At 48.0% G+C, this 23,289-nt stretch carries 21 protein-coding genes; 14 read left to right on the forward strand and 7 right to left on the reverse strand.

Annotation, left to right across the window (positions count from 1 at the left end; all coding sequences use genetic code 11):
* Positions 1–60: 60 nt before the first annotated feature.
* From QUA71_RS21150 to QUA71_RS21185, 8 genes are all read left to right on the forward strand, one after another.
* Positions 61–1,209, forward strand: a complete 1,149-nt coding sequence (locus QUA71_RS21150; RefSeq protein WP_333048204.1) for an NAD-dependent epimerase/dehydratase family protein — start codon at positions 61–63, stop codon at positions 1,207–1,209.
* 483 nt (positions 1,210–1,692) lie between these two features.
* The gene (locus QUA71_RS21155; protein WP_333287979.1) at positions 1,693–1,875 is read left to right on the forward strand and encodes a hypothetical protein; all 183 of its coding nucleotides are present in this window, start codon (positions 1,693–1,695) and stop codon (positions 1,873–1,875) included.
* A 28-nt stretch (positions 1,876–1,903) separates the two neighbouring features.
* Positions 1,904–3,037 (forward strand): glycosyltransferase, encoded by a 1,134-nt coding sequence (locus QUA71_RS21160; protein WP_333218123.1) that lies wholly within the window; start codon positions 1,904–1,906, stop codon positions 3,035–3,037.
* 582 nt (positions 3,038–3,619) lie between these two features.
* Positions 3,620–6,268, forward strand: a complete 2,649-nt coding sequence (locus tag QUA71_RS21165; protein WP_333287981.1) for a GAF domain-containing protein — start codon at positions 3,620–3,622, stop codon at positions 6,266–6,268.
* A 151-nt stretch (positions 6,269–6,419) separates the two neighbouring features.
* A complete protein-coding gene (locus QUA71_RS21170) occupies positions 6,420–7,562 on the forward strand; it encodes a hybrid sensor histidine kinase/response regulator (RefSeq protein ID WP_333287983.1) in 1,143 nt (380 codons plus the stop codon).
* Positions 7,563–7,716: 154 nt separating this feature from the next.
* Positions 7,717–8,547 carry a GUN4 domain-containing protein gene (locus QUA71_RS21175; RefSeq protein WP_333287985.1) on the forward strand — a complete coding sequence of 277 codons (831 nt, stop codon included), beginning with the start codon at positions 7,717–7,719 and terminating at the stop codon, positions 8,545–8,547.
* Positions 8,548–9,257: 710 nt separating this feature from the next.
* Positions 9,258–9,848 carry a YdcF family protein gene (locus tag QUA71_RS21180; protein ID WP_333287987.1) on the forward strand — a complete coding sequence of 197 codons (591 nt, stop codon included), beginning with the start codon at positions 9,258–9,260 and terminating at the stop codon, positions 9,846–9,848.
* A 165-nt stretch (positions 9,849–10,013) separates the two neighbouring features.
* Positions 10,014–10,559, forward strand: coding sequence for a GAF domain-containing protein (locus tag QUA71_RS21185; protein ID WP_333287989.1), 546 nt, complete (start codon positions 10,014–10,016; stop codon positions 10,557–10,559).
* A 266-nt stretch (positions 10,560–10,825) separates the two neighbouring features.
* Here QUA71_RS21185 and QUA71_RS21190 read toward each other — a convergent pair whose 3' ends face one another.
* From QUA71_RS21190 to plsX, 7 genes are all read right to left on the reverse strand, one after another.
* Positions 10,826–11,359 carry a hypothetical protein gene (locus QUA71_RS21190; protein ID WP_333287991.1) on the reverse strand — a complete coding sequence of 178 codons (534 nt, stop codon included), beginning with the start codon at positions 11,357–11,359 and terminating at the stop codon, positions 10,826–10,828.
* Positions 11,360–11,513: 154 nt separating this feature from the next.
* Positions 11,514–12,152 (reverse strand): lysophospholipid acyltransferase family protein, encoded by a 639-nt coding sequence (locus tag QUA71_RS21195; RefSeq protein WP_333287993.1) that lies wholly within the window; start codon positions 12,150–12,152, stop codon positions 11,514–11,516.
* A 242-nt stretch (positions 12,153–12,394) separates the two neighbouring features.
* Positions 12,395–13,339, reverse strand: a complete 945-nt coding sequence (locus QUA71_RS21200; protein WP_333287995.1) for a phosphate ABC transporter substrate-binding protein — start codon at positions 13,337–13,339, stop codon at positions 12,395–12,397.
* 10 nt (positions 13,340–13,349) lie between these two features.
* Entirely contained in the window at positions 13,350–14,063 is a 714-nt protein-coding gene (locus QUA71_RS21205) for a PspA/IM30 family protein (RefSeq protein ID WP_333287997.1), read from the reverse strand.
* 243 nt (positions 14,064–14,306) lie between these two features.
* The gene (gene fabD / locus QUA71_RS21210; RefSeq protein ID WP_190663634.1) at positions 14,307–15,188 is read right to left on the reverse strand and encodes an ACP S-malonyltransferase; all 882 of its coding nucleotides are present in this window, start codon (positions 15,186–15,188) and stop codon (positions 14,307–14,309) included.
* Between the two features lie 405 nt (positions 15,189–15,593).
* On the reverse strand, positions 15,594–16,595 hold the full coding sequence (locus QUA71_RS21215) for a beta-ketoacyl-ACP synthase III (protein WP_190663635.1): 1,002 nt from the start codon (positions 16,593–16,595) through the stop codon (positions 15,594–15,596).
* A gap of 163 nt (positions 16,596–16,758) precedes the next feature.
* On the reverse strand, positions 16,759–17,808 hold the full coding sequence (gene plsX / locus QUA71_RS21220) for a phosphate acyltransferase PlsX (protein ID WP_333288008.1): 1,050 nt from the start codon (positions 17,806–17,808) through the stop codon (positions 16,759–16,761).
* A gap of 214 nt (positions 17,809–18,022) precedes the next feature.
* Between plsX and QUA71_RS21225 the strand changes: the two genes are divergently transcribed.
* The 6 genes from QUA71_RS21225 to QUA71_RS21250 all read left to right on the forward strand — a co-directional run bounded on the left by QUA71_RS21225 (position 18,023) and on the right by QUA71_RS21250 (position 23,164).
* Positions 18,023–19,357: a D-alanyl-D-alanine carboxypeptidase gene (locus QUA71_RS21225; protein ID WP_333288000.1), complete on the forward strand. Its 1,335-nt coding sequence runs from the start codon at positions 18,023–18,025 to the stop codon at positions 19,355–19,357.
* A gap of 81 nt (positions 19,358–19,438) precedes the next feature.
* Positions 19,439–19,723, forward strand: a complete 285-nt coding sequence (gene rpsP / locus QUA71_RS21230; protein WP_006633724.1) for a 30S ribosomal protein S16 — start codon at positions 19,439–19,441, stop codon at positions 19,721–19,723.
* Entirely contained in the window at positions 19,662–20,213 is a 552-nt protein-coding gene (locus QUA71_RS21235) for a KH domain-containing protein (RefSeq protein WP_190663637.1), read from the forward strand. The genes rpsP and QUA71_RS21235 overlap by 62 nt, the downstream gene beginning before the upstream one ends.
* 374 nt (positions 20,214–20,587) lie before the next feature.
* The gene (locus QUA71_RS21240; protein ID WP_006633722.1) at positions 20,588–21,541 is read left to right on the forward strand and encodes a PhoH family protein; all 954 of its coding nucleotides are present in this window, start codon (positions 20,588–20,590) and stop codon (positions 21,539–21,541) included.
* 180 nt (positions 21,542–21,721) lie between these two features.
* A complete protein-coding gene (locus tag QUA71_RS21245; RefSeq protein WP_190663639.1) occupies positions 21,722–22,129 on the forward strand; it encodes a ChuX/HutX family heme-like substrate-binding protein in 408 nt (135 codons plus the stop codon).
* Positions 22,130–22,384: 255 nt separating this feature from the next.
* Positions 22,385–23,164, forward strand: coding sequence for a DUF6816 family protein (locus tag QUA71_RS21250; RefSeq protein ID WP_333288003.1), 780 nt, complete (start codon positions 22,385–22,387; stop codon positions 23,162–23,164).
* The last annotated feature ends 125 nt before the right edge of the window (positions 23,165–23,289 follow it).

The following is a 23,289-nucleotide window of genomic DNA, read 5'->3' on the forward strand; positions in this document are numbered from 1 at the left end:
GAATGCACCAATACCTGGTACATTAACCCAGTATTGGCAAGCAAGATTCACCGTTGATTTATGAAAGTCCTGGTTATTGGTGGCGATGGCTATTGCGGTTGGGCAACCGCACTCTACCTTTCTAACAAAGGTTACGAAGTTGGCATCCTCGACAGCTTCGTGCGGCGGCACTGGGATCTGGAACTGTGCAGCGACACCCTCACTCCCATCGCACCGATTCAGCAACGACTCCAGCGATGGCAAGATTTAACGGGCAAGTCGATCGACTTGTTCGTCGGTGACATCACCAACTACGATTTTCTCAGCAAAAGCATGAGAAAATTTGCACCAGAGGCGATCGTCCATTTCGGCGAACAGCGTTCCGCCCCCTTCTCGATGATCGATCGCGAACACGCAGTCCTCACTCAAGTCAATAACGTCGTCGGGACACTCAACCTGCTGTACGCCATCCGCGAAGACTTCCCCGATTGTCACCTAGTGAAATTGGGGACAATGGGCGAATACGGCACCCCGAATATTGACATTGAAGAAGGCTACATCACGATCGAGCACAACGGCCGCAAGGATACACTACCCTATCCCAAACAACCAGGCAGTTTCTACCACCTGTCCAAAGTCCACGACTCCCACAACATCCATTTTGCTTGCAAAATCTGGGGTTTAAGAGCCACCGACTTAAATCAGGGCGTAGTCTACGGCGTGCTCACAGATGAAACTGGCATGGACGAACTGTTGATCAACCGTTTGGACTACGACGGAGTATTCGGGACAGCGTTGAACAGATTTTGCATCCAAGCTGCGATCGGTCATCCTCTGACAGTTTACGGAACTGGCGGACAAACCCGCAGCTTCTTAGACATTCGGGATACCGTGCGGTGCGTGGAATTGGCGATCGCCAACCCCGCCGAAGCCGGACAATTCCGCGTCTTCAACCAATTCACCGAACTATTCAGCGTCGGCGACTTAGCCTCCTTGGTGCAAAAAGCAGGCATGGCAATGGGATTAAAAGTAGAAATCAACAACATCGAAAATCCCAGAGTCGAGAAAGAAGAACATTATTTCAATGCCAAAAACACCAATTTGCTAGACCTCGGTTTGCAACCGCACTATCTCTCAGATTCCCTGCTCGATTCTCTGCTGAATTTTGCTACAAAATATCAGCACCGTGTCGATAAAAACCAGATTTTGCCGAAGGTTTCTTGGAAGTAAGTTCTGGTATCTACCTGCGGGGGAAGAGATTTTTTAACGAACCGCGAAGGCGCGAAGGGCGCGAAGTAAAAGAAAAGAAGGGAAGAGAGGAGAAATGTTTGCAAGTTCAGAATGGGTTTCTTTGTAGATTAATTTTTTCATATCTATCTTTTTGCTCTTTTGCTCTGTGTTCTCTGCGTCCTCTGCGCTTAATTGAAAAATGCCATAAGGTTTTTACGGCTGGTTTTTTGGGAATAAAGCCGTGAAAAGTCAAATTCTCGTTCTGTGGCTTTTGGTTGTTCTGCCTGGATTGTCAGCGAGTGCAGTTTGTGCTTATTATTTAATAGCCGAAGGGGTTGCAGTAACGGCGAGTTATCAACATTAGCGCCGAGCGAGTTAGGGAAGCCCAATCTGCCACTGAAACAGCAATATTATAAATTGCCAGAACAGCACAGGAAATTCACAGAATTAATTGCTTTGCCGAAAGCGGGGGATGGCTTTTAGGTGGGAGAATTTTATCAATTGGCATTCCGGGAATTTGCATCTTATCCCAAAAACCTCTCGCTCGAAATTAGCGGTAGTGAAACAGAAAGAAGAAGTGTAGAAAAGCAGCCGATCGCACGCCATGACTTAGCTCCCCGCGAGACAGTGTATCCTGTTACCGATGACCTTGGCCGCAGGCTATGATTATCGGCTCCCTAAGTAACTTATTTTTATGAAAATTGCTCTGTTCACTGAAACATTTCTGCCGAAAATAGACGGCATTGTGACGCGCCTGATTCACACTGTAGATCACTTGCAGCGGGCGGGCGAACAAGTTCTGATATTTTCTCCAGATTACGGGATTAAAGAATACAAAGGCGCCCGAGTTTACGGGGTGGAGGGTTTGCCTTTGCCGATGTACCCGGAACTGAAAATGGCACTTCCTTCTCCGGCTGTCGGTCGCCAATTAGAGCAGTTTAAACCGGATATTATTCACGTTGTCAATCCCGCAATTTTGGGATTGGGGGGTATATATTACGGCAAAAAATTCAACATTCCGATTTTGGCTTCTTACCACACGCATCTGCCGAAATACTTGCACCACTACGGTTTCGGAGTCCTCGAACCTTTATTGTGGGAACTGCTCAAAGGAGCGCACAACCAAGCAGAATTGAATCTGTGTACTTCCACAGCAATGGTGGAGGAATTGAGAACCCACGGCATTGAGCGAGTAGATTTGTGGCAGCGGGGCGTAGATACTGAAATGTTTGTCCCGGAATTGGCAAGTCGAGAAATGCGATCGCGCCTTTCTCAAAATAACCCAGACAGTCCCCTGCTGCTGTACGTCGGCCGCCTGGGTGCAGAAAAAGAAATCGAACGCATCAAACCAGTCCTCGCAGCGATTCCCGACGCCCGTCTCGCCCTAGTGGGAGACGGCCCGCACCGGCAAACCCTGGAACAATATTTTGCCGGTACCCCCACCAATTTTGTCGGCTACCTCAAGGGGCAAGAACTCGCAACAGCTTACGCATCAGCCGACGCCTTCATTTTTCCCTCCCGCACCGAAACCCTGGGCTTAGTGCTCCTAGAAGCAATGGCTGCGGGGACGCCCGTAGTGGCGGCGCGCAGCGGCGGAATTCCCGATATCGTCACCGACGGCGTTAACGGATATTTATTTGACCCCGCCGACGAAGAAGGAGCACTCGCCGCCACCAAGCGTCTGTTTGCCAATCCCGAAGAACGGGAAACCCTGCGCCATAACGCTCGCCGAGAAGCCGAACGCTGGGGTTGGGCCGCCGCCGCCGCACAACTCCAGCGGTACTATCAATCAGTGGTGTTTGCCGAGTCCATGCCCAGAGCGGCCTAAATGTCAGGATCTGTAGCACCTTTAAACATCACTGCCAGCTTAGCTTCGGTGTTCGATCGTCAGTTGGTAGTGAGCAGAGATGTTTTCAAAGACCGATCGAACTTTTTTGCTGCATAAATTACCGTCGTTATCCTGCTGTTGCGTTTACCATTAAACTATGAGTAAGCTCTGTAGGAATGCCTTGCGCGCTGCTTTCATAGCGCCCTTTACCTGACCGGATACGGTCGCCGAGTGCGCTAAAACAGTCACACCGCGCGCTGGGGCCGAGCACAGAGCGTCAAATCCACACTGCACTCTCGATCGAACTAAAGCCTGTCACCTAATTTTCAGGCTAGCAGTTTTGCGAACTCAAGTTCAGCTTGAATTGACGAACCCTCATCAGTATCGAGGTTGTAAAAAAGATCGATCGAGCATACATAACAAGCAAACTGAAGTTGCGTGCGACACTTTTGAACTCACGATTCATTAAAGCGACAAGCGAGTGGCGATGCGCTTGCAAACAAATTCAAGAGTTTGCACTGCCGCCGAATCTAGCGCCGCTCAACCTGCAGTCAGTTTACCCCTCTGAGCAAGCAGTTAATCATGACATTCTCCAATACTGGTAGCGTTCTGGCTACACTGACTCAAGTCAATTTTATGGGGGCATTGACCTCCCGCGTTAAGAGCCTGCCAGTTCCTGAATTAGTGTGCCTGCTCGACTTTATCACGGCTGAATTTCAGCAATTTATCCGGGCGATGGACCTGATTAACAATGAAGCACTCGAAAGTCTCTTAGAGCAACTTTTAGATGCCTTCACTGTCAAAATTGGTCAAATTCTGCAAGCAGACCGGACAACAATTTTTTTGGTTGACTGCAACAAAAAACAACTGTGGCACAAAACAGTCGATCTGCTTGGCGAAGATTTAGAAGTTCGTTTGCCTATGGATGCAGGCATTTTAGGCTACGTAGCAACAACCGGAAAATCGATCAATGTCGCCGAAGCTCGATCGCACGAGCATTTTAATTCCGAAGTAGACGAACCACCGGGCTACCAGATCGAGACCATGCTCTGTATGCCGATTTTTAGCAGCAAGAGCCAACACGAACCCGTAGCGGTGGTCAGACTCTTAAATAAAGCTGGCAATATCCCTTTTAGCGAAGAAGACGAACAGCAGTTCCAGGCTTTTGCAGATTCGATCGGGATTATTCTCGAAAGCTGTCAGTCTTTCTACGTCGTGGCCCGCAACCAGCGAGGGGTTGCTGCACTTTTGAGAGCCACCACCACTTTGGGTCAAAGTCTTGACTTGGAAACAACTTTGCGCTCTGTCATGGATCAAGCTCGCGACTTGATGCAAGCCGATCGCAGCACGCTATTTTTGTTAAATCGGGAAACCAACGAACTCTGGACAAAAGTCGCCAAGGCCGACGGCACAACGATGGTAGATCTCCGCATTGCTGCTAATAAGGGAATTGCTGGCTACGTGGCTTCGACTGGTCAACCTCTAAATATTACAGATGCTTACGACGATCCCCGCTTTGACCCCTCTACAGACCAGCAAACGGGATACCGCACTCGCACTGTTTTGTGTATGCCGGTGCACAACGCTAAAGGTGAGCTCATCGGGGTGACTCAGCTAATTAATAAGAACCAAGGTACTTTCACCCCTTCCGACGAAGAGTTTTTGCGAGCGTTTAATTCCCAAGCGGGAATGGCCTTGCAAAATTCTCAACTGTTTCAGAACGTGATGGTGGAAAAACAGTATCAAAAAGATATGCTGCAAAGTCTTTCTGATGCAGTGATTTCCACGGATTTGAAGGGGCGAGTTGTGACGATCAACGAAGCAGCCTTAGAATTGTTGGGCTGTCCGGTCAATCAAGCTAAAAGCAAACACAATCCCCAGATTTGGGAAGATAAACTGGTGAATCGGTATGTTTGGGAAGTTGTGCCGATCGAAAATTTGCAATTTCGACTCGAAGACAGTCTCAACAATGCTGCCCGACATTACGTTCCCGAACAAAGTTTAACTGTAGGACTGTTGGTAGAAAAAACGTTAAATTCCCAACAAAAAGAAGAAGAAGAAAGTTATATTTTGGCCGTGCCCGATCGCGCCGATCCGAATTTATATTACGCTTGGGGCGAAAACAGCGCGTGGACTGAGGAAGTAGCGCTGGCAGAATTAGCTAATGCCCAATCTCTATTTTCGCTGCGAAATTCTGCCCTGTATCACCCTTATTGTCCGCTGCCCATCCCCGCCTCTAGAATTAAAGTAATTGAACGTAGTTTGAATTTGACTGTCAACCCGCTGATCAATCCAGAGGGTGGCGTGCGCGGCGGTTTAGTGGTACTCGAAGACATCAGCCGCGAAAAGCGGATGAAAAATACGATGTACCGCTACCTGACTCCTGGAGTCGTAGATAAAGTGATGGCCTTGGGTGAAGGCGCCATGATGGTGGGCGAACGCAAAGAAGTGACTATTTTATTTTCCGACATTCGCGGCTACACCACGCTGACGGAAAATCTGGGAGCGTCCGAGGTGGTATCCCTGCTAAACGAATATTTTGAGACGATGGTGGAGGCAGTTTTCCACTACGAAGGCACTTTAGACAAGTTTATCGGCGATGCTTTAATGGCGGTGTTCGGCGCGCCCCTGCCGCTGAATCCCCCGGAAAGTCACGGTTGGATGGCGGTTCAGTCGGCTTTAGATATGCGCCGGCGTTTGAAAGAGTTTAATGATTCTCGCCCCGGCGAAGTTCCGTTTCGCTTCGGAATTGGGATTAGTTCCGGAGAGGTGGTTTCGGGAAATATTGGTTCCCAAAAGCGGATGGATTACACGGTAATCGGGGATGCGGTGAATTTGAGTTCGCGATTGGAACAGCTTACGAAGGAGTACGGTTGCGATATAATTTTGAGCGAATTTACATACAGTTTGTGCCCCGAAGGGATTTGGGTGCGAGAGTTAGACAAGGTGCGGGTTAAGGGCCAAAATCAGCCAGTGGGTATTTACGAGTTGCTGCAAAATAGTTCTGAACCCATCGATGGGGAAACCCTTCGGTTTTTGGAACTTTACACTAACGGTAGGGATTCTTATATTGCTAGAAATTTTCAGAAAGCTATTAGTTATTTTGAAGCGGCTTTAGCAATGCGACCCAGCGATCGACCTGTGGAAGTTCACCTCGACCGATCCCTGAGCTATTTGGAAGTACCCCCGCCCGATGATTGGGACGGCGTGCATACGATGACAAGCAAGTAGTAGATTATATTACATCCGAGCGATCAAAAGTAAAAAGATTTGGTAAAGGCGTGAGATCTTCCTTATGACAGAGTTAACAAGTGTAAAAATGTGAAAACATAAATCGGATGCCATATTAAAGTTTAGTATTTATTTCCAGGCTAGCAATTAAATGAGTTATTTATCTGTTCCGAATGCCACAAAAGCCGATCGGATTCTGGTGGTAGACGACGCACCAGATAATGTTTTGTTGGTTCAAACAATCCTAGAAGAAGAAGGTTACGAAATTAGCACGGCAGAAAACGGCTTTTCTGCCTTGAGTCAAATAGACAAGTCAGCCCCGGATTTGGTACTGCTAGACGTGATGATGCCGGGAATGGACGGTTACGAAGTCACTAAACGAATCCGACAAAATAAGGAATTGCCCTTTATCCCGATTTTGCTGATCACGGCTCACGACAGTGCGAGCGTAGTGCAGGGGTTGGACATGGGAGCAGACGATTTTATCCGCAAACCAGTCGAAATGGATGAACTGCTGGCGAGGGTACGATCGCTCCTGCGACTAAAACACAGTGTAGACGAGCGCAATTCGATCGCCCTCCAGCGCGAAGATTTTGTCTCCCGACTCGCTCACGACTTGCGGACGCCCCTCGTAGCAGCCGATCGAATGCTAACTTTAATGCAGCAGGGAGCGTTGGGAGAAATTTCCCTTCCCATGCGCGACGCTTTCGGGACGATGGTTCGCAGCAACAAAAACCTGATTACGATGGTAAATATGTTGCTGGAAGTCTACCGCTACGAAGCAGGCGGCAAATCCCTAAGTTTTGCTCCCGTGGACTTGCGCCAGCTTATTACTGAGGTAGCTGAAGAACTAGCTGCCCTAGCCGATGCTAAAGGTTTGTCAATAAATTTAGACTTGACTGAAAGTGCAGAAAGTGCACCGATTGCCAAGTATCCGGGCGATCGTCTGGAACTGCACCGCTTGCTGACAAATTTAATCGGAAATGCGATTAAATTCACCGACAACGGTTCAATAGATGTCACCTTAAAAGCTGCCAATTCACCTGCTTATACGAGCTTCAAAAACCAACCGCTGGCATGGGTAATCATAGAAATCAAAGACACCGGCGCCGGCATTTCTCCCACCGAAAAAGCAAAGTTATTTGAAAGGTTTGGCCCGGGAACTCACAAGAGATCCGGTACAGGTTTGGGACTACACCTCTGTCGGCAAATTGTCGAAGCTCACCGCGGCACGATCGAGGTAAAATCAGATTTGGGCAAAGGCAGTTTGTTTACTATTCGCTTGCCTTGTTAGATCGGTATAATTAACTCTAACTTTGGGGCGCGAAAAGGGCACATTACTACAGCAGATAAACTGTAATTGTAGGCTGCAAAGTGCGTACCTAATCGAATTATGGTTAATTTATCCCGATGTCATGTAATTACTTGGCAACCGAATTTATGGCAATATGTCTAACTGTCCAGTGTGCGATGCTGAATACATAGAAGAAAAAGCAGAGTTTTGCTCGATTTGCGGTTGGGATTTGACTCCCTACCCGCAACGTGCTAAGCCTTCCAAAACTTATTTAAAAAAAGAACAAGTTAGATTGCAGTGGGCCAAACAAATGTGGGAATTGGCTCGCAATCAACAAAATTGGTCAGCTAAATTTGAGCAGTTGCAGAGTGAATTTCAGGAAGGGGCGATCGCCCGCGCATACATTCAATCTCAGTTAGAATGGGTTCTGTACCGCCTCGAACAACTAAACCCCGAATTGATTGTCAGCACTCTACTGCGACTGGAAGACAAAATCGGCGCCATACCTGACTCAACTCCGGCTATCTCCGAAGTGGGGATGGACTACCGCCAACTAACAAAACTATTAGAAACCGGAAAATGGCGCAAAGCTGATGAACACACTTGGGAAATCTTGCTGAAAATCGCTGTCAGGGAAGACGAAGGCTGGCTGAGTGCAGCCGATATTGACAGTTTTCCTCCTACAGACCTTCGCACGATCGACCAACTTTGGCAACAATACAGCAGCGGGCGGTTCGGGTTGAGCGTGCAGCAGCAGATTTGGGAAAGTACCGAGGCAAATTATACTGAATTTTGCGATCGAGTCGGCTGGCGAGTCAAGGAAAATTGGAAATATTACAGCGAACTCTCATTCAACGAAGATGCTCCCCCCGGACATCTCCCCGTCACCGCATGGAGACAGCGCGCCTGTTACGGTGCTGGTAAACTCACCGCAGCAGAAAACTTTGCCCGCATCGCTGCGAAACTGGTAGCCGGCGATCGGTAATCCTCCACAATAAAAAAATCAAAATCGACATTAACTGCTATAATCAAAACGGTTCCGCAACTGGGGCTGTGGCTCAGATGGATAGAGCAAGCGCCTCCTGAAGAATCGGGCACCCTGCGAGGAAACTCTAGGAGTGAATGTGGTCAAATTTGGTGAAACCTAAAGAGTTCGTGGGTTCCTATGACTCTAAGGCAATACCAAGCCAAGCCTGAGTTCAGCGCGATTAAACAATCGCCTATATTGAAATCAGGAAGGTTTAGAGACTAGACGGTCACCACCTAAAAGCTGCAAGCATATGGTGAAGGTATAGTCCAGAGAGTGGGGAAACTCACACAAATCTGAAGCGCTAGGTCGCCGGTTCGAACCCGGCCAGTCCCGTTAAAAATCAAGAAAAATTAAAAGCAGGAGGGATAAGGCTAAGTTTTACCCCTCCTTTTTGCATATCCGCTAAGGAATTGGCTGCCAGACAACTATAGCAACCGCTTGGCGGTTGCTATAAATCTGAAATCTAAAATCTCAAATCACCTGTTTAAGCCCCACCACAAGCGTAGAGTCAATCTAAAATCTAAAATCTAAAATCTAAAATCTAAAATCTATGATCCCCCGGCCCTTTTTGAATTTTTAATTTTTAATTCCTGTTAGTGGGCTATACGTGCGGTATTTTTTGTTATGGTTTTTTTGTGAGTTACATAAAATTTTTATAGGTTTAGATGTGGTTAAGAATCAATTCAAACACGCAGCGTTACAAGCGTTTGAACACTTCACGCAGTTTTTGGTTCCTAGTAGGGCTTTTGATGGCGTGTTGGTTTGGCTATCAGCAGGTTAAGAGCGAATTTCAGAGACCCCAAGCTGTGTTAGTTCTAGGTGGGGCTACGGAGCGAGAGGTGTTTGCCGCCAAATTTGCTCGGGATCATCCTGAATTGCCGATTTGGGTGTCGTCTGGGAGCAATCCGGAGTTCGCGGAATGGGTATTTTCAGAAGCGGGAATTGAGTCCGATCGCCTGCACTTAGACTACAGAGCGGTGGATACGGTAACAAATTTTACCACCCTGGTAGATGAATTGAAAGCTCAAGGGATTGAGAGCGTGTATCTGATCACTTCTGACGATCATATGCGGCGAGCTCAGATTATCGGCGAAATCGTACTCGGCAGTCGAGGCATTAGCTTTAAGCCGGTGGCAGTTCCGTCTGGGCGAACCCCCGAACCGGTGGAAAAAGCTGTTCGCGACGGCGCTAGGGCTATTCTTTGGCTGACAATCGGTTATACGGGTGCTGACTTCAGCCAAGCCCGAATTGAATAAACACAGGGAAGCATTGAGCAATTGTTAATTTTTTGCCATTCGCTCAGCTTTTAAAACTTGTCTTCTATAGCTATTTAAGGAACGGGGAAGATGCTGATGATAAATGCGTAACAGAAGAGAACGAGTAGTTTAAAATCAGTATATGAACTTCAAGAGCCAAAGTTAATGACCGAGCAAATTCTGCCACAAGTTCTGGATAAAATTTTGAGTGACACCAAAACACCGGATGCTGTTTTTTCGGCTTTGGTACCGACTTTAGGCGAGGTATTAAATTGCGATCGCGTCTTCCTCTACCTCCGCAATCCTGAAACGCAAATGGGCAGAGTACCTTACTGCTGGCGTCACAACTCGAACATTCCAGAGGTTTGGGACGCAGAATGGAAAAAAGAACCAGAATCTTTAGGGGAAGAAGACCCTTTGTTTGCAGCAGCTTTGCGAACTGAACCTTCGATTTTTGTTGAGGATGTTGAAACAGCAAATCCTGAAGTTGTCAACAAAAATTTTGAGGCAAAAGAGTTCGGCCATCGAGCTTTGATTCACGCTCACCTTTGTGCTACCGGCTTATTGTGGGGGGTTTTGCAGCCTTGTATGTTCGATCGCCCCAGAGTTTGGACTGACTTCGATCGCCAAGTTATCGCAGCAGTTACAGAAAAAATTTCGCCTTTAGCTGTCGCTTATGTCACCGCCTCAGCATCAAAAGATGAGCGATAACAATCAATAATTGACTTGTAGCGAGGGGGTGGGCAATGAATGAATGTAAATTTAAGACTAAAACCACCTCTAGAGCGTGGTTTTAGCTTAATCTCAATGCCCTTCCCGGGGGACAAAAGAGCATTTCCGGTTCCCCCCTTTTTAAGTTAGGGGGGATCTATGCGCTAATTTTCACACAAAAGTCGGGTACTAAATGTGAGCTGGTTGTTATCACCAAGGGTGGGGTGTACATCGCCCTACAGATAGAGCTGGTACACAATTCCTGTTTAAAAAACGCCCCAATTTTGAATGCCCCGACTGCTGAAAACCCCTTGAGCCCGACTAATATCATCCTCAGCGCCATCTACTACCACCAAATAATCTCCCGCCCGCAGGCGATCCGTGTAAGTTCTAGCTGTTTCTTCGGGAATTCCCAAGTCAGTCAAGGCCTTCACCACTCCACCGAAAGCCACAGCCGCGACGCCAGTGCTTGCTACGCTAGCCACCAGTGAGGCGCCCAAAGTACCCGCTGCAATTATCGGCCCGATTCCGGGAATAGCTAAACTTCCGAGACCCACTAGCACGGTGGCTAAAGCACTATTTGTCAGAGTGTCTGCTACCACTCCTGCTCCTGTGTCTAGATTTTTATCGCCCACCTGAGCGATCGTTTCAGTCTCGCCTACAGACTCGCCGGCCTCCCTAGCAACAACCGAAACTTTATCCATTGGAAACCCGGAAGATTTCAATTCTGTCAGAGCTTGCTCGGCATCTTCGCGGTTAGAAAACAATCCCAACGCGCGGGTTTGATTGCTTGTTACCATATCTTTCTTCTTATCCCCTGTAAAATTAAACTCAAATTCAAGCCTAATTATTGCGCTTGTTTTCAATCACTTATATTGATATTTTTCGATGTTTATCTTCAGCATTCATCTATCTGTAGATATAACCTGAGAAACAGCAACAAAAGTTATAAAATTAGCGCCCCAAATCGTGCATCGCATTAATCTCGATCGCACATCTTTGAGTCAGCGCTTGCAACTCCTCGCGATCCGACGAACCGGGCGCTTCAATTAGCTTGCCAATTCGCACCGTCAGCGGCACCGGACGCGGCACTGCCGAACCTTTGGACGAAATGGCGTGAGTTCCCCACAAGCTAACAGGTAAAAGCGGCGCTTTAGCCTTAGCAGCTATCAGCGCAGCACCTAATTTCGGTTCAGTAATTCTGCCATCTGGCGTGCGAGTTCCCTGCAAAAATACACCCGTCGCCCAGCCATTTTCCAAAGAGTGGATAGCCGATCGAATGGCACTGCGATCGGCACTTTCCCGCTTCACTGGATAAGCACCGTAAAGCGTAATTGCCTGCTTCAAAATAGGAACTTTAAATAACTCTTCCTTTGCCATAAATGCGACAGGTCGCCTCATGCAATTCGACAAAATCGGCGGGTCAAAATCGCTGGCGTGATTGCTGACAACTACCACCGGCCCTTCTGCTGGAACATTTTCTGCACCGTAGATGCGGCCCCGAAAGTACAGGTGCAGCATCGGGCTGACAATTGACCATTTGAATAAATAGTAGAGAAGTAAACTTTCGACTGGTTCGCGACTTTTGTTCACAGAAAAACCTTAGATTTTAAATTACATCGCATATTAGCCTATCAGATCGAGTCCGTTTGAGATTATTCGGCGGTTTAAACCGCTTCTTGTCAAACGAAGTCCGCCTGCGCGCACTGAAGAATGTAGTCCGCGCCGGCGGACTTTGCTTGTGCAGCGCCAGAATTTATTCTGGCGGACTATTTGCTTGTGTAGCGCCAGAATAAATTCTGGCGAATTCCTCAATGTCAAAACTCTGCAAAGGCTCAATTTCCAGTCAGCATGGCTTTCTGTCCTTCCGAAGAAGTCGCGTAGCCCAAGAAATCCTTAACTGCTTGGCTAGGAGGGTTTTTGTAGGCGTAGTACAACTGTCGCTTGTAAGGATAGTTACCAGCATCCGGCGTCGCACCGTTGACCGGAACAACGCGCACAGTTTTCTGATTGGCTACTTGAGCGAAAGTCGCATAGCCAATGCCGTTGTTGCCTAAAGCTTGCAGCAGGGGAGTTGTCGCATCTCGATCGAGCTTAGTGATATTGGGCCCCGTGCCAAAATTAGCGCCAGAGAGCACTTGTTCTTTAAACGTTTGGTGAGTGCCACTAACTGCCGGTCTGTTAATTACTTTAATCGGGCCCGCCGGGCCGCCGACTTTCGACCAGTCTTGAGCATTTCCCTTGAAGATATCTTGAACTTGAGCCGAGGTTAAACCTCCTTTGAAGGGGTTGTTAATGCCGACTACAAGGGCGATCGTATCTAGGGCAACAGGCACCGCTGCTAAACCCTGACCTTGTTCTTGAGCCGTCAAAGGTCGCGATACCGCTGCAATATCGGCTGTTCCCCCCGCCAAATCCTGAATTCCTTTTTCAGAACCGTTCGCTTTGGTATCGACTGTCGTGCCGGAAAACTTGCCTTGAAAGCCGTTCTTGAGGTTCTGATTGATTGTCACCATGCTGGTAGAACCGTCAATTCTCACGGTCGTACCCGCAGCTACGGAAGCAGGAAGCGCAAAGGAACTAGCTGCCACAGGTGAAGCACCGCCGACTACTGGCGCTACGGGAGGCAGATTGGCTCCACTACCGCCTGAGGGTGTGGCACTGGGTGTATTATTAGCATCCTGTGCTGCTGGTTTGTTCAGAAAAAAGAACCAGCCACCACCGGCTAGCAAGAGAAATAACAGGATAAAAACTATGGGGGGAGGCCCGCTCTTAGCCATAAAATTCTCCTTAGCTGGGAAGTTCTTTGTTGTTGGGGTCGTCTAACATTTTTAGCCTGCGATTAACTTCATCGTCTAAGGTCATATTTTCTAATTCTGCCTGAAGTCTTTCTTGCGGGTTTTCAGATAGTTCTGCTAAAGCTTGCTGTTGGAGGTTCCGGCCGTGGACGGCGTTTTTGGCTTGCTCAAATTGCGATCGAGCTGAATCGATACTGAGGTCGTTGTTGACTTTGGATATGGATCGGAGAGCTTCGTTAATCTCAGCCATATCTTTCATATTTTGCATATCAGTTTTGTAGGCTTCCAGCTTCATCCGCTCTCGATTTAGCTTGTCTTTGGAAGCGTTGACGTACTGTTCGGCTTGTTTTACTTGAGCTTCTAACTGCGGCAGAATTTGTTCTGTCTGAATTACCTTCGCCATTGCCAAGCGGGCTGCTTCTTCGTTGCCGTTGCGCTGGGCTGTGATGACTTGGCGCTCTACGGTTTGCATTTCTCTAACTTTTTCTTCATATTTCGTTTTGGCGCGCTGGTAGGCTGCAACTTGGGTGGAGACTGCTGCTGCTAGCTTTTGCACGGATTCTTGCATCGATCGCAGCGACTCTTCGGCTACCGCTACCGACACTTTGCCGCCGGATTCTACGGGCAGTCCCCACATCCAATTCCAGGCACCTACTATGGTTCTGCCTGCCTTGTCGCCCATCAACCAGTAAAGAACTTTTTTCATATAAATACCAGATAAGCTTGGTTTTTACGCCTAGTTTACATCAGGATTTGTCGATCGTCCCGTCAGGTCGATCGATATCTACATTTTTGATAAAGATTTTCTAGCTGTCTGGATCGTCTATCCCCAATTTGCACAACAGCCAATATTCGGAGTTGCCTGTTGTGCGATTCATTTTTGGGCAATCTTAGGGAGTGTTAACTCTGAATTTTATGGCCTGCGATTTGATCGCAGGTTAAAAATAGATTAAGCGGGCAAATCTGCAAAACTGCTAACATTTACCAGCGCTAAATCCGGACAAGTCCGTTTGATCAAACCTGTCAGAACTTTGCCGGGGCCAATTTCCACTACGCGATCGATTCCTTGCTGCGGCAGTTGCAGCGAAATTTCTCGCCACCGCACGCCTTTGGTCATCTGCTGAGTCAACCGCTGCTTTAAAGTGGCTGCGCTGGTAGTGGCTGACGGTTCTGCGTTCGAGAGCACCAGCATTTTAGCATCGGAAAACCTTGCAGACTTTAAGGCTAGTTGAAACTCTGCCGCCACCCCGGCCATCAGGGGAGAGTGAAACGCACCAGAAACATTCAATTTAACGGCGCGTTTGACTTTGATTTTGGCAAGCAAATCTTCTACTGCTGCGGGCGTTCCAGAAATCACGACTTGTGCTTCGCTGTTGTCGTTTGCCAGCACTACGTCTCGGCTGTATTGAATTTGCAATTCTAGTTCCTGCCTGTCGAACCCGATCAAAGCCACCATTTGACCGCCGGAGGCAGTGTCCATGAGTTCGGCGCGCCGTTTGACTAAGCGCAATCCGGTTTCAAAGTCAAAGACGCCTGCTGCGTAGAGGGCAACATATTCTCCTAAACTGTGACCGGCAACTACCGCTGGTCGATCGCTTTTTTCTCGCATTAAGTCGGTCAAAATACTTTCTACTACGAACAAGCAAGGCTGAGTGTAGAGAGTCCGAGATAGTTTTGCTTCTTCTTTTTGGCAAACTTCCGCGACAGACCAACCTAAAATTTCTTTAGCGAGCTCAAATTTGGCTTTGGCTGTTGGCAAGTTTAATAAGTCTGCACCCATCCCGATCGCCTGGGAACCTTGCCCGGGAAATACCCATGCTGTTTTAGTCATTTTTCCGGTAATCTGCTAATTGGTGGTTGCTAATTGGTGATTGCAAAAATTCTTTGTTTCCCGCTTCTAAGTTCGCTCGCTGGTATCCGCTATCTTTCGGTTAACGAACTATCTACTCGCGACTCACAATTATAACATAATAATTGCAGTTTTTACGAAGTTTATATTTTTTTTGCTACTTTAATTAAATTAATAGCAGTAACAAAATTTTCCACCTTCTAGGTGGGGAAAGTCGATCGAAGAATAGAGGATTTTCTATTTCCGGGCGCGCTTGTCAATAACACCTGCCCCGGGGGTGTGCGGCTGTGCACCTTGCCCTATGTATGGCGCGTTCAAGGATTTGTATTTTGCAAGTGTCACAGCCCCGACAATAAGCAGGGCAAGTTTACAGCCGGCCGCCAAATATTACCTTCCCCATTTAAAAATCGCCGCCCCCCAAGTCAAACCTGCACCGAAACCAGCCGCAGCAATAGTATCGCCCGGTTTAACTTTACCCAGACGCACGGCTTCGTCTAAGGCAATGGGAATTGAAGCCGCTGAGGTATTGCCGTACTTTGCCAAATTGCTGATTACTTTTTCGGGGGGAATCTTTAGTCTTTGGGCAACTGCATCGAGAATCCGCTGATTGGCTTGGTGCAACAGCAGCCAGTCAATTTCTGCAGCGTTAATATTAGCCCGAAACATAGCTTTTTCTATGACTTCCGGCACTTTTTTTACGGCAAAGCGATAGATTTCTTGACCGTTCATTGTGATGGGATGAAATCCGCCAACTGCGACGCTGACGCCCTCAATTAATTCTTTTGACTCGGCTTTGTAAGCCAAATTGAGAGACGAATTTTGCGTGCCGTCGCTGCGAATTTCAAATCCCAAAAAGGAATCGACTTCTGAAGCTTGTAATACCACAGCACCTGCACCGTCTCCAAAGAGAATGCAAGTACCCCGATCCGACCAATTCACCCACCGAGATAAAATATCGGCTCCGATCAGCAAAACATTTTGATAAACCCCTGTCCGAATGAACTGCGAGGCTGTAACTAAACCAAAAACAAAGCCTGAACAAGCTGCTGTCAAATCAAAAGCCACTGCTTTTGTCGCGCCCAACTGATATTGAATTTTACTGGCAGTGCCAAACAAATCGTCAGGAGTTGAGGTGGCCAAAATAATCAAATCGATATCTGTCGGCGAAATTCCTGCCATTGCGATCGCCTGAAGCGATGCCTCCGAGGCTAAATCGCACAAAGAAGTGCGATCGTCTGCCAGCCTGCGGGAGCGAATGCCCGTCCGCGCCCCAATCCACTCGTCAGAAGTTTCTACTATCTGACTCAAACCGTTATTATCCAGCGAAACCTGCGGTGTACAAGAACCGCTACCCGTGACGGCAATGCCGAACCCTGATTGCTGCAACATTCCTCTCCATTTATGAGCGATAGATCGAGAAATTAAAAATTAAAAATTACCAATTAAAATTATTTTTTAAACTGCTGAAATTACTTTATTTTAAGCAAAACAGTTGGTTTAATCTGACATTTTTAATTTTACATTTTTAATTTTTAATTCCTACTTACTGCCTCTAATTCACAGCTTCTTGTTCCAGAGCGCTTTGGTGATTGGACGATCGAATTCGCTCCAGCACTTGGTTGTCAATAGCCTCCTTCGCCAAACGAATGGCATTAAAAATCGAGCCAGCTTGAGACGAACCGTGGCTGATAATGCAAACTCCAGCAACGCCCAATAGCAAACCGCCGCCGTGTTCAACGTGGTCTACCCGCTGCTTAAATCCTTGCAAGCTTTTTTGCAGCAGAGGATCGTTAATTTGATGTTGGAGTCCTTTGACTAATTCTTCCTTCAGCACTTGCACGACGACTTCGCCCACCGCTTCGGCAAACTTCAACAACACGTTGCCGACAAACCCGTCGCAGACAATCACGTCGAATTTCCCCGACAGCACGTCGCGGCCTTCGGCATTGCCCACAAAAGGAATGTTCGGGTTGTCCACCAATAACTGGTGGGTACGCACCGCTGCGTCGTTGCCTTTAGAAGGTTCTTCGCCAATGTTGAGAAGGCCGATTTTAGGTTCGGCGACGCCCAGCACGCACTGGCTGTAAATAGTTCCCATAAGAGCGAACTGCTCCAAAAATTTGGGGCGGCAGTCCACATTAGCGCCGACATCGAGAATGAGTACAGAGGTGCCCGCTACCATTGTCGGTAAAACCGCACCGATCGCAGGGCGATCGATTCCGGGGAGCCGCCCCAACCTCAGCAGGGCAGCAGCCATTGCCGCGCCGGAGTGACCGGCGGACACCACAGCATCAGCTTGCTGCTGCTTTACCAAGTTCATCGCTACGTTAATCGAAGCGTTGGGCTTGCGTTTGAGGGCACTCAAAGGTTCTTCGTGCATTTCCACCGCTCCTTCAGAAGGAACGATTTCTAGCTGACCTGTAGAGACGCGGCCGATCGCGTCTTGTTGCCGGAGCGAGTCTTCTATTTGCTGCGGGTCGCCCACGAGCAAAATCTCTACGCCTAATTCTTCTTGTGCCTTAAGCGCTCCAGCTACAACTTCGGCGGGGGCATGATCCCCGCCCATAGCGTCTATTGCAATTCTTGCGCGTGTCGATCCCATTGACCAATGTTTGAGAAACACTAAAAATTCTACCAGGAAGTCAGGAGCGTGAATCCAGAAGTCTGAATAAAGAACTAAAATCCGCTCGCAACGGCGATCGGACAATTCTCATTTCCGACTACTCTGATAGAACTTGTTTTGTCACTACTTTACTATTTTTGACTGCAAATTGAAAAAATCAATGCAATAGTTTACATGACTTTAGGAGTAAAAAATGCTGGATTTATTTAGCTCAGGGATCGTGTCTCTGTGGCTGGACATGGCTGGGGTACGCAGTGTCGGGCCTAATGCTGCGTCAGTGCTGGCTTGGCGGGGAGGGATACCCGGGTTAGTGGTGGCCGAAGATTTGGCTTTTGGGGGAATAGATGCGGCAAATCCAGACTTGCCAGCAGAAGCGACGGTGCGGGAATATTTAAAAGATTTGAAAGACAAGAACCTGATTGATGGGAATCAGGGAATTTGGGTGCAAGCGGGAATGGTGCCGCTGGTAAGTCAGCAGGGCAAGACGCTGATGCCTGGGGCTTCGCTGACTAAGATTGCTACTTCTCTGGCGTCCCTGGAGACTTGGGGCCCGGATTATCAGTTTGAAACGCGGTTCCGAGCAACGGGGCCGATTAGCAATGGTGTATTGCAGGGAGATTTGGTGGTCAGTGGCGGGGGCGATCCGCTGTTTGTGTGGGAGGAGGCGATCGCCGTGGGTAATGCTCTCAATCAAATGGGTATCGAGCGCGTGGTGGGAAATTTGGTGGTGACAGGCAATTTCCGCATGAATTACCAGTCCGATCCTTTGGTGGCGGGGGAGATACTGCGGCAAGCTCTTGAGGGTAGCAATTGGCCTGCGGACGTGGTGGCAATGTATTCTAAGATGGCTCCAGGAACTAGAAAGCCGCAAGTAACGGTGGCCGGCAGCGTCATTGCTGAGAAATTTGTGACTTCGGGGCGTTTGCTGCTGAAGCGCCGATCGCTTCCTTTAGCCGAAATTCTCAAGCAGATGAACGTCCACAGCGATAATGAAATAGCTCAGATGCTGGCAGACGATTTGGGCGGGGCAAAAATAGTCCAGCAGCAAGCGATTTGGGCTGCGGGGGTGCCGGAGGAGGAACTTCAATTAGTTAACGGTTCGGGATTGGGATTGGAAAATCAGATGTCTCCGAGGGCGGCTTGTGGGATGATGCAGGCGATCGCCCGCAACCTTCAGACTACTGGGCTGACGATTGCTGACTTGTTTCCGGTGTCCGGGCGCGATAAAGGCACTGTGGAACATCGGCACATTCCGCCGTCGGCTGTGGTGAAAACTGGTACTTTGGACACGGTGATTGCTTTGGCTGGAGCCATACCCACGCGCGATCGGGGTTTAGTTTGGTTTGCAATTATTAATCGCGGCACAGATTGGGACTCTTTGAGAGCACAGCAGGATATATTTTTGCAAAAATTGGTGCAGCAGTGGGGAACAGCATCGATTTTGCCACTAGCAATTACACCGCACATTGACGGCGCCAGACCTGCCTTGGGGGCAGCAAATCGTAGCGATATTTTGGTCGGAGGTTAAGAAATACGGGTTGAGTTGGGGTTCGGGGAAGGAGCATTGACAAAATAGCTTAGAATTGGAACAAGACTATTGTGCAAGAAGATGATCAAACTGCGATTGAAGAGATACGGGAAAAAACGCGAGACAAGCTACCGGATTGTAGCGATGAACAGTTCTACTCGCCGCGACGGCCGTCCCCTAGAAGAGCTCGGCTATTACAACCCCAGAAATAACGAAACCAGGCTGGATGTTCCAGCGATTGTCAAGCGCCTGCAAGAAGGCGCTCAGCCAACTGACACCGTGCGTGACATCCTGAGAAAAGCCCATGTATTTGAACAAGTCGGAGCCGGAGCCAACGTTGAATCCAGCACAGCAACAGTCAGCTAGTCCCAACTATGCTGGACTGGTTAAGTTTTTAATAGGGCCTTTTTTAGAGACTCCAGGCTCTTTGCGGGTTGATTGCGAACTGCACCCGCGCCAATCGCGGGTCTGGGTTAGGCTTGCTTTTGAAGATCCCGACAAAGGCCGGGTTTACGGTAGGGGCGGACGCAATATTCAGGCCATTAGAACTACCCTCGAAGCGGTGGCGCAGACGGCGGGTCAGTCCCTCTACTTAGATATATACGATGGTGAAGCGGGCGATCGCGGATCTGGCCCGCCCAGGGGCGATCGCGATCGCCCGGATCGCGACCGCCCGGATCGCGATCGCCCGGATCGCGACCGCCCAGATCGTGGCTCGCGGGAGCCGCGAGGCGACTTCCGACCCCGGACGCCTCCTCCGTCGCCGAGTCCCTTAGCTAGCAGAACTCCGAGAGAACAACCTCGCCGTACTAACACACCTACGTTTAGAACGAGCAGAAATACTCCCGGTTATTAACTAACTGCATAGCCCAGAAAGAATTTTAGATTTTAGATTGCCTGTTGTAGACTTTGTATTACAAGCCCTGTTTGGTTTGAAATTGCCGGTTTTGCGATCGGAAACAAATGTAAAATTTAAAATTTCAAATGTCAGCGGCATCAGGTTAATCTAAAATCTAAAATTTCAAATCTAAAATCTAAAATTGCCTGACTTAATAGAAGGGAGATTTGATTTGTGCCTCAAGCACCAAACTCATTTGGGAGCTAAATCTAAAAGACGCCTTAGATACTAGGTTTTACCTAGTAACGGGCGTCTTTTTGTTCGCAAATAGTGACTGGTTTAACGTTGATTTGTTAAGTTTTAATTGCTTATTTGGAGGAGCTTATGTTGGCATGAATGAAAAACTAACCATAGAGTTACCGAGCGCTCAAAGCGCAATGTCGCTGGCCGGTAATCAAGAAGAAAACCTGAAAATGATCTCTAAGCAAACCGGTGCTACCCTGGTAATGCGAGGGCAAGAACTGCTGATTTCCGGCACAAAAAGTCAAGTAGAATTGTGTCATAAATTAGTGCGATCGCTCTCCGACTATTGGAAATCGGGCAAAAATATTACCGGAGTTGAAATCCAGACGGCGCGCCAAGCTTTGGATACCAACCGCCAAGGCGATTTACAAGACTTGCAGCGAGACGTTCTCGCCAGAACCCGCCGCGGCGAAGAAATTAGAGCCAAAACCTTCAAGCAGCGGCAATACGTCCAAGCAGTACGCACGCACGACCTGACATTTTGCATTGGCCCCGCTGGTACCGGCAAAACATTTCTAGCAGCTATTTTCGCCGTGCAAGCGCTGTTAAGCAAGCAGTACGAACGGCTGATTTTAACCAGGCCAGCCGTCGAAGCTGGCGAAAAATTAGGGTTTTTGCCGGGAGATTTGCAGCAAAAAGTCGATCCATATTTGCGCCCGCTTTACGACGCCCTGCAAGAAATGATCGACCCTGAAAAAATGGCCGATTTAATGGAAAGAGGCTTGATCGAAGTAGCTCCTTTAGCTTATATGCGGGGGCGCACTCTCAGCAATGCTTTCGTCATTTTGGACGAAGCTCAAAATACGACGCCAGCTCAGATGAAAATGGTGTTGACTCGTCTGGGCTTTCGATCGAGAATGGTCGTAACGGGTGATATTACTCAAACAGATTTGCCGCCCAACCAACAATCGGGATTGTCAGTTGCCCAAAATATTCTGCGTAACGTTGAGGGCATTGCTTTCTGTGAATTTTCTCAGGCGGATGTGGTACGACATCCGCTAGTGCAGCGGATTGTCGCTGCTTACGAACTGCACGAAACATGAAGGAAGAAGGAATAAGGAAGGCTTTAGTTATCTACGAGAGAAGGAAGGCTTTAGTTATCTACGAGAGAAGGGAGAAGGAAGAATTATCCTTTTTTCTCTAATTCCTTTTCCTAATTCCCAACTACCATTTTCTTCTTATCGATTTAATCCCAAATCCACAATCCACAATCCAAAATTGATATGACTGCGACTCTGAAAGAATTCTTGGAAGCTTGCGAACAATTGGGAACGCTGCGTTTAATCGTGACTAGCAGCGCGGCTGTGCTGGAAGTGCGCGGTTCAATTCACAAGCTGTTTTATGCGGAGTTGCCGAAGGGTAAGTATGCCAATATGCACGCCGAAATATTTGAGTTTCACCTGAATATGGACAAAATCAAACAGGTGAAGTTTGAAACTGGCGAGGCGAAAAGAGGCAATTTTACTACTTATGCAATCCGTTTTCTGGACGAACAAAATGATGCTGCTTTGAGCGCGTTTTTGCAGTGGGGAAAACCCGGGGAATACGAACCAGGACAGGTGGAAAACTGGCACCAATTGAAGGAGAAATACGGAGAGGTGTGGGAACCCGCACCTGTTGAGACGCTTTAAAACATAGGCTTTTCCACCTTTAAATTGCATAGTGGGGGCGGGAGAGCGTGCCCAACCCCTACTCCCCACAAGCAGAACATTTATTTTTGTGCAACACACATCTTGCCTGTTTATGAAAATGGTATAAAATATGATATTTAACTGATTTGTTGTCCAATTTTTGAATTAATGAACCGCAGAGGGCGCAAAGAACCGCCAGAAGAGAGAAAGAAGATAAAGAGAAATATAAGGTTAGTTGTTTGAATGTAATGTGGTATGAAGGGAATTTGGAGTTTGGGTCTGGTTTTGGCGGTACTGCTGTGGGGTGGCGGTGCGAGGGCGGGGGTTTTGGGCGATCGCATATCAAGTTTTCCGAATTGGGAAAGCAAGCCTCCTATCGCTGTAGCTAAGGGAGATTTGGTATATCCCGACTGGATGGCGGGGAATTGGAATGTTGCTAGCACTTTGGTGGATTTAGCGGCTCCTTTAGCGCCAAATATTGTCACCCCAGGATTTGAAAGCAACCGCCAATATTTGCAGCAGCCAGTATTATTTAAAGTGCGATTTCAACCGGAAAAAAATATTGATTTTATTTATAAAAATACATCTAAAAAAGCTACAAAGATTGTAGCCGATCGCACTTTTAACGGTTTGAACATTGCCAAGGCTTATTTAGGCGATGGTGGCGTACTTTCGGTGAAAGTAGATCCGACCAATCCCAACCGCCAAATTACTGTTTTGAAAGGGGAACGCCAACTAATTTCGATTGTTACCAGCCGGGGAACTGAGACGCCTAATCCTCGCGAGTTTGTGTCTGCAGAGATTTCTCAGCAAGTGTTTCGGGGAGAGTCTGATATTTATTTAAACGAGGTGGAAACAACAACGGCTTATCGAGTTGTTGGAGGCGGAGAAAATGGCGATTCTGCGAGTAAAAGAATTGAGGCGGATCAGGTGACAGCGATTTATTTGTCGCCGCAAGACCCGGATTATTTTGCTGCTGGGGGGCATCCTGTGGCTTTGTATCGATATCGATTGGAGTTGTTACCGGGAGAATAAGCTAAGAAGAACGACAAAAATTATTGAGATAGTTATAGAGTTCGCGAATTCACGGGGTGACAACGCCGTCAAAACGTCCGTATCATCAGGGACCTAGCCCTCAAACCCCTCTGAAAAAATGGTAG

This window comes from Microcoleus sp. MON1_C5 (assembly GCF_036701875.1).
Lineage (GTDB): Bacteria > Cyanobacteriota > Cyanobacteriia > Cyanobacteriales > Microcoleaceae > Microcoleus.

What these genes read in the sequence shown, in the direction of transcription:
- QUA71_RS21150 (WP_333048204.1), top strand. Translation starts at nt 61, where the DNA reads ATGAAAGTCCTGGTTATTGGTGGCGATGGCTATTGCGGTTGGGCAACC.
- QUA71_RS21160 (WP_333218123.1), top strand. Translation starts at nt 1,904, where the DNA reads ATGAAAATTGCTCTGTTCACTGAAACATTTCTGCCGAAAATAGACGGC.
- QUA71_RS21165 (WP_333287981.1), top strand. Translation starts at nt 3,620, where the DNA reads ATGACATTCTCCAATACTGGTAGCGTTCTGGCTACACTGACTCAAGTC.
- QUA71_RS21170 (WP_333287983.1), top strand. Translation starts at nt 6,420, where the DNA reads ATGAGTTATTTATCTGTTCCGAATGCCACAAAAGCCGATCGGATTCTG.
- QUA71_RS21175 (WP_333287985.1), top strand. Translation starts at nt 7,717, where the DNA reads ATGTCTAACTGTCCAGTGTGCGATGCTGAATACATAGAAGAAAAAGCA.
- QUA71_RS21180 (WP_333287987.1), top strand. Translation starts at nt 9,258, where the DNA reads ATGTGGTTAAGAATCAATTCAAACACGCAGCGTTACAAGCGTTTGAAC.
- QUA71_RS21185 (WP_333287989.1), top strand. Translation starts at nt 10,014, where the DNA reads ATGACCGAGCAAATTCTGCCACAAGTTCTGGATAAAATTTTGAGTGAC.
- QUA71_RS21190 (WP_333287991.1), bottom strand. Translation starts at nt 11,359, where the DNA reads ATGGTAACAAGCAATCAAACCCGCGCGTTGGGATTGTTTTCTAACCGC.
- QUA71_RS21200 (WP_333287995.1), bottom strand. Translation starts at nt 13,339, where the DNA reads ATGGCTAAGAGCGGGCCTCCCCCCATAGTTTTTATCCTGTTATTTCTC.
- QUA71_RS21205 (WP_333287997.1), bottom strand. Translation starts at nt 14,063, where the DNA reads ATGAAAAAAGTTCTTTACTGGTTGATGGGCGACAAGGCAGGCAGAACC.
- fabD (WP_190663634.1), bottom strand. Translation starts at nt 15,188, where the DNA reads ATGACTAAAACAGCATGGGTATTTCCCGGGCAAGGTTCCCAGGCGATC.
- QUA71_RS21215 (WP_190663635.1), bottom strand. Translation starts at nt 16,595, where the DNA reads ATGTTGCAGCAATCAGGGTTCGGCATTGCCGTCACGGGTAGCGGTTCT.
- plsX (WP_333288008.1), bottom strand. Translation starts at nt 17,808, where the DNA reads ATGGGATCGACACGCGCAAGAATTGCAATAGACGCTATGGGCGGGGAT.
- QUA71_RS21225 (WP_333288000.1), top strand. Translation starts at nt 18,023, where the DNA reads ATGCTGGATTTATTTAGCTCAGGGATCGTGTCTCTGTGGCTGGACATG.
- rpsP (WP_006633724.1), top strand. Translation starts at nt 19,439, where the DNA reads ATGATCAAACTGCGATTGAAGAGATACGGGAAAAAACGCGAGACAAGC.
- QUA71_RS21235 (WP_190663637.1), top strand. Translation starts at nt 19,662, where the DNA reads ATGTATTTGAACAAGTCGGAGCCGGAGCCAACGTTGAATCCAGCACAG.
- QUA71_RS21240 (WP_006633722.1), top strand. Translation starts at nt 20,588, where the DNA reads ATGAATGAAAAACTAACCATAGAGTTACCGAGCGCTCAAAGCGCAATG.
- QUA71_RS21245 (WP_190663639.1), top strand. Translation starts at nt 21,722, where the DNA reads ATGACTGCGACTCTGAAAGAATTCTTGGAAGCTTGCGAACAATTGGGA.
- QUA71_RS21250 (WP_333288003.1), top strand. Translation starts at nt 22,385, where the DNA reads ATGAAGGGAATTTGGAGTTTGGGTCTGGTTTTGGCGGTACTGCTGTGG.